This is a genomic window from Mesorhizobium waitakense, assembly GCF_056431085.1.
Map to the genome: position 1 here is coordinate 1 of NZ_JBWKME010000052.1, position 9,700 is coordinate 9,700.

The following is a 9,700-nucleotide window of genomic DNA, read 5'->3' on the forward strand; positions in this document are numbered from 1 at the left end:
CCCGTCACGAGCTCTGGCCCCGGTCGCCACCATGATCATGCTCGGTCGCACAATTGTCGGCACTGGCACGCCGACACTGAGAAGCCAATCCAGTTCCTGTTCGCCGAGATGTTGCGGGATGAGGATCCTGCGAGCGCCGAACATGCAGCCCTGATGACTGAGGTCATCATCTCCTTGTTGATAGCCAGCCTGATGAAGGGTCATTTGCCCCTCCTGCACGCGCGCTGGTACGGCGGTGTGTAGCTTTCAACGCTTATAACCGGTCGGCAGATCGGCCATGGCCTCTCGGAAACTGCGCTCCACTTGCGCGGTATACAAGCCTTTGTTGGCTAGCTCGTCCCAAAGGAAAAAGCACGCCACCATGGCAATCACTATGAGTATTGGACGCATCGGAATGCCCTCCCTCAGAGCGACAATTTGGGCGACCTCGCCGGCGCGAGTTCAATGCTTCATGAGGTCACGATTGAACCGGATCTCATGGCCGTATGACCCACTGGGTAGATCTGCCGCCGCCTGACGGAAGCTGCGTTCCACATCGGCCGTATACCTGCCGTCATTCGCCAGCCTGTCCCATAGGACAAAGCAGACTGCCAAGGCGATCACAATTAGCAACGGTCGCATCGGAAAACCTCCCTCAGAGTTCCCGAAAACTGATGGCAAGCATGATCCTCATAGGGAAGGAATACAAGCTGGCGCTAATATGGTGGTTACCGGGGGCAGGGTCACAACGCGGGACGCTCGGCAGGCTTCGGCGGTGTAGGACAGCGGCGGCGAAGAACGCGCGCTGGCGGGCTGGAGCGGAACGAGATCGACGCTTTGCGAGGCTAGGCGCTCACATCTTCAACTCGCGCTTAAGTTCGTTGAGGAAGCGCCAGTCCGTACCTTCCGCGATAATCCTGTCGGGTGTGGAGCCGATCAAACCGATTTCCTTCAGCTGCAGCGCATAGAAGCGGACGGCGTCAGTGGAATCGTAGTCCCGCCATTGCCGGTAAGGCAACTCGCTGATCGCCGCGAACGCATCATCGTAGTGGCTGGCGAACCCGCCCGCAACCAAGCGCTCGGCAACCATGGCCGGCGCGGCGGTGCATAGATCCGCAGCCTTGAGGATGGCGCGCAGCACACGCTTGGTAGCAACCGGATGCGCCGCCACAAAATCGCTGTTGGCGGACAGCATGCAGCAGAAATATTGCGACCAGGGCCGGTCCACAGTGCTGTTGATGATCACGTTCCCGACCTTGTTGCGCCGCAATTCCTGCGGATCCGGCGGAAAGCCAAGGAACGCATCCACGTCGCCGCGCGCGAACAGTTCCTTGGGTTTGATCGCCGGGTTCACAACCCAGTTGATGTCGTGCGCCGGATCGAGCCCGACATAGGCCGCAATGCTGGCGAGGAACAGATGCGGGCCCGTACCGAGCCCTTGGACCCCGACGTTCCTGCCTTTCAGATCGACGACGCTGTCGATCCCGCGCTTGGCAAACAGCTCGAAGCAGCCGGGATGGACGCCGCCGAGCAGAGTGATCCGCGCACCGGAGTCCAAGGCGACGATCAAATTTGTCACGAAGTTGAGGGTAAAGTCGATCTCGCCTTTCGCCACCGCGGAGGCCTGGGCCGCACCGGCGCCTGTGACGACATAGTCAACCTCGGTGAAGCCCTCAGCACGCAGAAGTTCCTCTGCAACATACTGTGGCGCCACGCAGATGCTAGGAATCTTCGCCAAGCGAATGCGCGTGGTCTCGGGCGGTGGTTCGGCAAGAGCTCGAGTTGGAGCGCCGACGAGGCTGGCGGCCCCGGCAGCCGTCAGGCCGGCCAGGAAACGGCGGCGATTTTGAATGATCTGCATCGGAACGCTCCTCTCTCCGAATTGCAAAAGGCAATTCTGGCCGGAATAGAGCAAAAGAGGTTCCGCCAGAGGTAGATAGTCTCGTGAGCGCACCGAGTAGTAACGGGTTGGAGCGCGCCCAGTCTGATGCGGAAGTCTTTCGCTCTCAGTCGCCGGCGCGAGTGCGGTCCCAACCAGCAACGAATGACCATACGCCCTATCGGCGCCGGTAGCGAGGGCGTTCTAAGACACTTGGCGTCGGGCTCTATGCCCCTATCTATGGGGTGCTCTCTGTGTCAGCCGTTCCGCAGCCTCACACCAGCGCCGCCGCCATTCTCAGGGATGAACAAAAACGTCATTCTTTCCCGCGTCGGAGGTTTCGCCTGAACGCGAAATTCGCCGCGATTTGGTTAGCGCGAGCCGCAAGGTTGTATCCCGTTCGGACATACCCATTTTGCCTCTTCCCTACGGATCGCCATCTATGATCGCCGCTGCGACGAGGTGAGCCTTGATGAGGTTGAGCGGATCTCAATCTGATGCGCAGCAGCTCTCATCCGGCAACTGAACTGAGATTGCGTCTCGAAAAGCTGATTTTCGGCCTAAACTGAGCGACGGCCTCTGGGCTTAATGGAGCGTTGTTTTATAGCTTAGACCCGGAAATGAAACGGCGTCGGGCATCAGCGCTGGCCTGCCGGCGGGGTGGCCCTTGAGGATGTCGAGGAAGAACGCGGTTGTGAGCGCGTTCGCCTGCTTGGAGTTCATGAACATCATGTGCCCGCCACTATCGAATATGGCCAACGCCTTGTCTTTGCTGCTGATTTGATCATACGCCCACAGAGCGTTGTGTTTAGGCAGTACAACGGCATCGTCGGAAGCGAACATTATCAGCGTCGGCACCTTGACCTCCCCAATGCCGGTGTCGCCAAGGGCATGCAGATCGCCGCCCGGAGCTCCGGCGACAAGAGCGGCCACGCGTTTATCCCAGATGGGCGGCATTGGCGCCGCAAACGGATCAGCGACACCGTAGTGCGTCGCGACCGCTTGCTCGTGGCCGACGAATTGGCATGTATCATTGGCGGATGGCTCCTTCTTGTTTACAGCGCACCAGGCATCGAGTTCTTTGAAGTTGACCCGGGCGCCTCCCGCCTGGAACACAGTGGTCCCGCCGCTCGAATGTCCCCAAACACCGATGCGGGAGGTGTCGATTATTCCGGCCAGCTTGCCGCCCGGGGCGGTCAATGAATCAGCGTACCCGATCACCCGGACCACGTTGGCAGGGTGATCGTAAAGCAGCCAGGTCGTCCACTGATCTTCCCGGCTAACTCCTTCATCCAGCGGTCCCCGCAGTCCGGTATCATAATCCGCGGCAGCGACGACGAAGCCGTGCGATGCGAGTTGCCGGCCCAACGTGCCGTATAAAGCGCCGCTTCCGTCGAGCCCGTGGATCAAGATCACCAACGGATAAGGACCGGTTGTGGCCGCAGGTGCATCCATCGACACCATCAAGATTGCGGCGCTGGGATCGGGGGCGGGACCGCCGGCGGGATACCAGACCAGGGTCGCCATGGGATGCTTGCCAGAAGTGTCAGGGATAGTGAACTTCTGGAGACCAACTGCAAACGGCCCTGGCTTCGTGAAGTCTGCGGCGAACGCGAATGAAAGAACGGCAGATAGCCACACAACTAGCCCGAACGGAAGGCTCAACAGGCTCATAATCTCACCTCTTAGCCGGCTCTGTATCGTCGGCCTTCGGAGGGGAAATTTGGCGCAGATTGCTATCATTGACAATGCAGATTTACCACAAAGCAGCCGGGCGCGCAGCCCCGTTGGACTAGCTGACGGTCTACGCCAGGCCCTGACGTCGCTCAACCGGACTTCGCAGCAACCTTCTCTGGCAGCTGCTCGTGCGATCGTCACTGCGGGACGAACTCGACCAGGTCGTCGCATGGGTGGCGCAGGCGCGCGGCCGAATATCGCCAAGCCTTTGGCCGAGGCGCGCCCGTCGTCCTACTTGGCGAGACGAGCATGAAGCGCAGCTTTATCAATCTTGTCCTCTAAGCTCGAAATCAATGTGTATGAATCTGCCTTTATCGCGTTTATCAAGGGAATCGATTTGTCGCGGTAGAGAGCGTTGGCTTCGTCGATCTTGCCGTTCTGAAGCAGGTCATGCACGTCAATTGCCACCGCGGATAAAGTCTCGACATTATGGTGGATATCTGAAAACCGTTTCAGTTCGTCCTCAGACACGCTTTTGTTTCGCTGTACTGCGGTCATTGCATGGACCAGCATCGGCTTTAGTCCCCCCACCATTTCGTGTAGTTTAAGGTTTTCTATCCGCGTCGTCCCCATCGATGCCGCGGTTGCTGGGTCATAGCGCGACCAGCCGCCATAGGCTGCGAGAAGCGCAAGAGTTTCCAGATACATGACCCCCTCGCCGAACCTTTCCAGTTTGTATGTTTGACTGATCACGTTCTGCTGCTGGGCAATGACCTGGATCGTGTCGCCGGGCGCAGCGGTTTGTGAACTGGCCGGGCGCGCAAGTGTGAGAGCCAGCAGTAGGAGTGCGAGGGTTCGAGCAGTCCGTAGAGCGAATTGCAAGAATAAGCGCATTACCGCCTCCCAACGTTCAAACCATCATCCGTCAGCACAACGCAATGACGGGTAGTGGGTCAGTTTGAAATCTGACGCTGCGCTTTTTGCCGGGCGCCGTTCTTTGAGCTCCGGGCATTGTCAGTTCTTCGGCATTTGCGGTGGCACAAGTTGAACGTATGGCGTCGTCGGTTCCTTATCAGAGCGAATGCGGCTGGGGGCCGGCTTCCCGTGTTTGCCGAGCGACCTAATGTATTGATAGAGGGATTGCATATCGCTCTCCTCCATCGCTCGAAGATTGTACCAAGGCATCGGTGGAGACGTTCTAATGCGCTTCAGCATCCCTACGAATCCACGCTCGCTCATTGCCGAAGCATCTATCCGAAGATTGGTCGCATAGGTCGTGCCCCAGGGACCGCGCCAGCCGACCGAGTTGCCCATTAAAGCCTTTTCAGGATCAATCTTGCCTTCTGTTTCGCTGTAGCCTTCGGTATGGCAGTTGTGACACCCGCCGATGATTGATATTTGCAATCCTCGTTCGACCGATACTTCGCCTTGAGCGAAGGCTGCAGTTGGCATCGTGAGGCCGGCTAATAGGAAATACAGGCTTGTGACGCGCATCCTTCAACCTCCTCGCCCGCCTATGTTGGAAAAGCGTAACCACGCCGCGAGATATAAAGAGCTGCTGCGGCAAGAGCCGCGCTTCCTTGAACAAGAAGTTCTCTGCGTTGAAAACTATGTATGTTGTTTGCCTCCCAGTTGATCCGGAACAGGCTGCAACAGGCGACGCAATGAAAATTCTGCCCAGCCGGAAGTATCCGGATAGGTCAGACAATCACCGACGCACCTCAAGCCTGTGAAGTGTTGGGCGATATTCTAGCTGCGTTTCGCAATCTAAGAGTGCGCCTTAGAATAGGACGTGTCCACAACCTGGACGGGACATGATAACTTTGTTGGTATTCCACGCCGATTTCCAATCCTGCCGTTTGCTGCTCGGGCGCTAATTGCTCATTCCCGTCAGCGAGGATCATCAGCGAAACCGGCAGGAACCAAGAGGTAAGCTGCGGGTTTGCTTGGGATGCTGACATGATCGGCGCAGCCATTCATCCACAGGAGAACACCATGACCCTTCCGAGCAAAACCGCGGCAGTTGCCGCTTTGTTGATCATGTTGGGCTCGCCCGCGCTGGCCGAGTCGAGCGGGACACCTGTGCCCGCAGTAAAGGCACAGGATCAGGACCCCGAACAGTCGCCCGAAGCGACCGAAGAAACCCAAGACTCGATGCGTGAAATGATGCGCCAGATGATGGGTGAGATGCTTAAGGAAAGAATGCAGGAGGATCGCGGTCCCCGAGCAGAGCGACGCGGTGGCGATCGCTGGCATCGGGACTACAGAATGGGCCCGCCTGAAGGGCGGCGGATGACGGGTGGCCACGGCGGTATGGGAGCCAGGATGATGCATGCCGCAAAGATGCGAATAATGTTTGCCATTGTGGACGCCGACGGCGATGGGGCACTTTCGCACACCGAGGTTCAGGATTTCGTCGGACGGATATTCAACGCGGTGGACGAGAACGGCGATGGCAGCGTTGACATGGAGGAAATCCAATCCTTCTTCCATGGAGCCGGCAACGATAAGGCGGAGTAGACTGGGGACGAATCGTCCTTCAACATTGTTCCTCGAGCCCTGGTCGGCATCCTCATTGCGGCTGTCCCACTGTCCCACTGTCTAGGGAGTGGGACAGTGGGACAGCCGGAATTCAAGGCTTTCTGCTCGACGGCTCAATTGCTTTCAATCGTGTTTGGATGCGGTTCACCTTCGATTTGCTTAAACCAATTGCAGCGGCGATATCGCGTACGCTTTCGCCGTCGCGCGTCATCGCCAATACGAGATTGGCTTCGACATCCTGAAGATCCTTGACCAACCACTGCGCCTCGCCATTGCGAACTTCCAGCTTGGCCTCGATGGGCTTTGCGGCCTCACCGTACACGCCGCGCGCCTTGCCCAAGTGAACCTCGAAACGGGCGCCATCTTCGATCTCGTAGTCGCCCGAGTGCTTCGCATCGGACGACCACTGCCAAAATCGGAAAGGTACGCTGTGGGGAACGCCGTATAGTCGGCGACGTCAAAGCGCATGGTCCCCTTGGCCGCATCGTCGTCGGCGGGATGACGACCACGATCCTCCGCCCTGTCCGGCGTATGGCACAATCTCGCCAACAAGAGGTGGGGGTGGGGCGACCGCCTGCCTGGAGCCGGCATTGGTCTGAGGGGGCGGGCCACCGAGGGGCTCTAATGCGTTCGCCTTCCATTTGCCCCGGTTCCTAGAACTTTAGCTGGCGCTAAGAGTTCGTATCGAAGGCAGATAACGACCCCTCGCTATCTGCTGAGATCAGGTTCGCAAACTCGAACGGAGCCCGCGGTCTGGTCGTTTCTCCCTTCAGGCCCGACTGAACAAAGTCGCCGGACATGGATTTTACCGATGAGAAGTGATCGGCGAACGTCTGCGCTGCGATTGGTGCGGCCGAAAGCGCGGGCATAAGTTCGACGTTTATCGCGGCAGCGCTGAGAAGGACGAACCAGAGACCGAGCAGTGTTTTGACTTTATAGGCCATCCAGTTGTCCTACCTTAGTGAAGGCGCGTGATCGCAACAGATCACGCGCCTTAGGCATCAGTAGCCGTCCGGGCACCGGGCAATGTAAACCCGGCCATGACGATCGCTATACCGGCATTGGCCGGCCTCACTGGCGTGCCCGATCACTGCACCGGCTATCGCGCCGACTGCCCCACCAACGACAGCACCTTGTACCGGATCGCCGGCCACCGCGGCACCGATCGCGGCACCACCCAAGCCGCCGACGGCAGCGCCTTGTTCGGTACGGGAACATGCTGCGAGCGGAATGAGCAGGCTTAAAATGAGCAGTGTCTTTTTCATGGGCTCTCTCCTTAATTGGCCGGAGAATAAATGCGCCACGGCGTTTTTCGATCCATCGTCCTGTTCCCTTCACGGAACAGCTCCTCTCCGCTCCAAGGACTACTGCAAAGGCTGAGGGACTCCGAGCCCTTCGTCGGGCGAAGGGCTCAGGTTGAGCGTGACCGCAATCGTTCGCGGATTAGCGTTTTATCGCTCGGGCCACCGCGATCAAGATACACGCGCCGATGAAGCCGGCGACCAGATAGCCGAGCCAGCCGGCCAACGATATGCCAAGCACGCTCAGGATGAGGTTGGCGACAATGGCCCCCACGATCCCCAAAATGATGTTCATGAGCACGCCCATGTTACTCTTCATGAACATCTCGGCGAGCCATCCCGCGATACCGCCGATGATGATCGCTGCCAGCCAGCCGACGCCAGGATTCTGCATAGTTTTCCCCTTTCCTCGAACCGCAAATTGGTTCGACAGGGGAACGTTTAGGAGCCAACAAGGTTCCCGCGATACAGGTGCCGTATACGCTCGGAAAAATGCGAGTCGCAGCAGGGAATCTTACTTGGCGTTTCGGATGCCGACAACTCCGCTGCGGTTAACGCGAGTCACCCCAGTCATCTCAGGCGACTTCCGAATTCCAAAGGGAACTTCGCATCGTGCGGCCCGTTGTGCCGTCGCAGACTGTGCCGCGTCCAGCCTCCCTGCAATGGTTCGGCCGAACGCGGCGTGCATCAACACTAACGCACGAGGAAACGTACCATGATCAGCAAACTTTTGGCTACCACCGCAATAGCAACTCTGCTGTCGTCTGGCCTGTGGGTATCAGGGGCCGCCGCTGAAGATGCCACCAAACCTGCCACCGCTACGACCACTGCGGCGACGGCGCCGGCGGCCGTTGCAGACGGCAGCCTGGTCACCAAGATCATAGGCGCCGACGTCTATGATAGCGCCGCAGACAATGCCGAGAAGATCGGTGATGTCAAAGACATCGTCCTCTCCAAGGACGGCAAAGCCAAGTACATCATCATCGGCGTAGGCGGGTTCCTGGGCTTGGGGGAAAAGAACGTCGCCTACGATTTCAGCAAGGCCGAGTGGGTCGAGAAGAAGGGTGATCGCTGGTTGGTCGCTAAGACCACCAAGGAAGACCTTCAAGCGCAAAAGGATTTTGACCTGAAGGTCTACGACACGGCAGCGGCCTCGAACACAAATGATGTCGCGGCTACCGCGGCCAACAATGAAGCGGCCCCAGCCACGACGGACAACACCGCCACCGCGGCAATCGACAAGTCTTCGCTGACCGAGATGCCGGTGGACAAAATCAGCACCAAGGATTTCATTGGCACCACAGTCTATGGAGCAGACGATGCAAAAGTCGGCGAGATCGGCGACGTCGTCCTGGGCGGCGACAAGAAGGTGGATGCCGTGGTCGTCGACGTCGGCGGCTTCCTCGGCATGGGCGAAAAGCCAGTTGCTGTTGGCTTGGAGAAATTGAAGTTCCTGTCCGACAAGGATGGCAACCGGTATCTCTACACAAACCTCACAAAGGCCCAGCTTGAGGCGCAGACTGCCTATGACAAGGGCACCTACGCGCAGAATCGCGACAAGCAGCGGATCGTTGTTGGCCAGTAGACCCCAACGTGGCCCGCGCTGTTTAGGCGCGGGCCACACTGTTTTCGATCGTGTATGCGCGATCTGACAATCCGGGTAGGTGATCATTAGACAGGTCCTTATCGGTTGCACGCAGCGGCGCCGTCGAGAAGGTCCGTCCAATCGGTCCTCAGAGCGATGTTGAGGGCTGCAGGCGCTGAGGGGCGGTGGCGGCTTTGGTGGCTCGCTGGGGCGGACGGCCGCGACGGACAATCAAGGATTTCCGCGACAGCCATCCTCCTTACGCGGCAAACTCGGGTTCAGCGTGAAATGGTAGCCGCAGCGCACTCGGTAATGGAAAAGCCCGCCGCCTATAGGGAATGGCGACGGACTTCTGTCTTCACTGTAAGCCGAATTCCTCGGCAAGGCTGCGAATAGACATCGACAGTCCAGACGATATCAGAATGGCTCTGGACGTTGCTCAAAGGACTGGAAGCTCGGCGCTAGCCTCCGTAGGGAAATGGCCGGTGCGGTTGGGCTCGCATTGGGGACCACACCGGCCACTTGCGGGAAGGGGTCGAGGCTCCCCGCGTTGCCTAAATTATTGGCATATCGCCCGGCCGGCCTCTTTGTTGCAGCCCCGGTTCCGGTTTTGGAACGCTCAATACAGCCAAATGGCCCGGCCTGTAGAAATCCTGTGTCACCTAGCACTACTTTGGCAGTTTAGGTTTGAGGGCGTGTGCGAGCAGCTTCTGACAGTGAGGACATCTGCGGGGTGGC

General features: G+C 58.5%; 11 protein-coding genes. 2 read left to right on the top strand and 9 right to left on the bottom strand.

The window, feature by feature from the left end; all coding sequences use genetic code 11:
- From AC07FD_RS12980 to AC07FD_RS13000, 5 genes are all read right to left on the bottom strand, one after another.
- Positions 1 to 204 (bottom strand): hypothetical protein (locus AC07FD_RS12980; RefSeq protein WP_478350194.1); only part of this gene is annotated, 204 nt, incomplete at its 3' end.
- Positions 205 to 832: 628 nt separating this feature from the next.
- Entirely contained in the window at positions 833 to 1,840 is a 1,008-nt protein-coding gene (locus AC07FD_RS12985) for an ABC transporter substrate-binding protein (RefSeq protein ID WP_478350195.1), read from the bottom strand.
- Positions 1,841 to 2,443: 603 nt separating this feature from the next.
- The gene (locus tag AC07FD_RS12990) at positions 2,444 to 3,532 is read right to left on the bottom strand and encodes an alpha/beta hydrolase family protein (protein WP_478350196.1); all 1,089 of its coding nucleotides are present in this window, start codon (positions 3,530 to 3,532) and stop codon (positions 2,444 to 2,446) included.
- Between the two features lie 294 nt (positions 3,533 to 3,826).
- Complete coding sequence (locus AC07FD_RS12995; RefSeq protein ID WP_478350197.1) at positions 3,827 to 4,429, bottom strand: hypothetical protein; 603 nt, start codon at positions 4,427 to 4,429, stop codon at positions 3,827 to 3,829.
- A gap of 120 nt (positions 4,430 to 4,549) precedes the next feature.
- Positions 4,550 to 5,029: a c-type cytochrome gene (locus AC07FD_RS13000; RefSeq protein WP_478350198.1), complete on the bottom strand. Its 480-nt coding sequence runs from the start codon at positions 5,027 to 5,029 to the stop codon at positions 4,550 to 4,552.
- Between the two features lie 465 nt (positions 5,030 to 5,494).
- Between AC07FD_RS13000 and AC07FD_RS13005 the strand changes: the two genes are divergently transcribed.
- A complete protein-coding gene (locus tag AC07FD_RS13005) occupies positions 5,495 to 6,055 on the top strand; it encodes an EF-hand domain-containing protein (protein ID WP_478350199.1) in 561 nt (186 codons plus the stop codon).
- 112 nt (positions 6,056 to 6,167) lie between these two features.
- On the opposite strand, the gene AC07FD_RS13010 is transcribed toward AC07FD_RS13005, so the two are convergent.
- The 4 genes from AC07FD_RS13010 to AC07FD_RS13025 form a co-directional block, all read right to left on the bottom strand.
- Positions 6,168 to 6,416, bottom strand: coding sequence for a hypothetical protein (locus AC07FD_RS13010; protein WP_478350200.1), 249 nt, complete (start codon positions 6,414 to 6,416; stop codon positions 6,168 to 6,170).
- Positions 6,417 to 6,747: 331 nt separating this feature from the next.
- On the bottom strand, positions 6,748 to 7,020 hold the full coding sequence (locus AC07FD_RS13015; protein ID WP_478350201.1) for a hypothetical protein: 273 nt from the start codon (positions 7,018 to 7,020) through the stop codon (positions 6,748 to 6,750).
- A 57-nt stretch (positions 7,021 to 7,077) separates the two neighbouring features.
- On the bottom strand, positions 7,078 to 7,341 hold the full coding sequence (locus AC07FD_RS13020; protein ID WP_478350202.1) for a YMGG-like glycine zipper-containing protein: 264 nt from the start codon (positions 7,339 to 7,341) through the stop codon (positions 7,078 to 7,080).
- A gap of 178 nt (positions 7,342 to 7,519) precedes the next feature.
- On the bottom strand, positions 7,520 to 7,771 hold the full coding sequence (locus AC07FD_RS13025) for a GlsB/YeaQ/YmgE family stress response membrane protein (protein ID WP_183459460.1): 252 nt from the start codon (positions 7,769 to 7,771) through the stop codon (positions 7,520 to 7,522).
- A 321-nt stretch (positions 7,772 to 8,092) separates the two neighbouring features.
- On the opposite strand from AC07FD_RS13025, the gene AC07FD_RS13030 reads away from it, so the two are divergent.
- Positions 8,093 to 8,962, top strand: a complete 870-nt coding sequence (locus AC07FD_RS13030; RefSeq protein ID WP_478350203.1) for a PRC-barrel domain-containing protein — start codon at positions 8,093 to 8,095, stop codon at positions 8,960 to 8,962.
- Positions 8,963 to 9,700 lie beyond the last annotated feature (738 nt).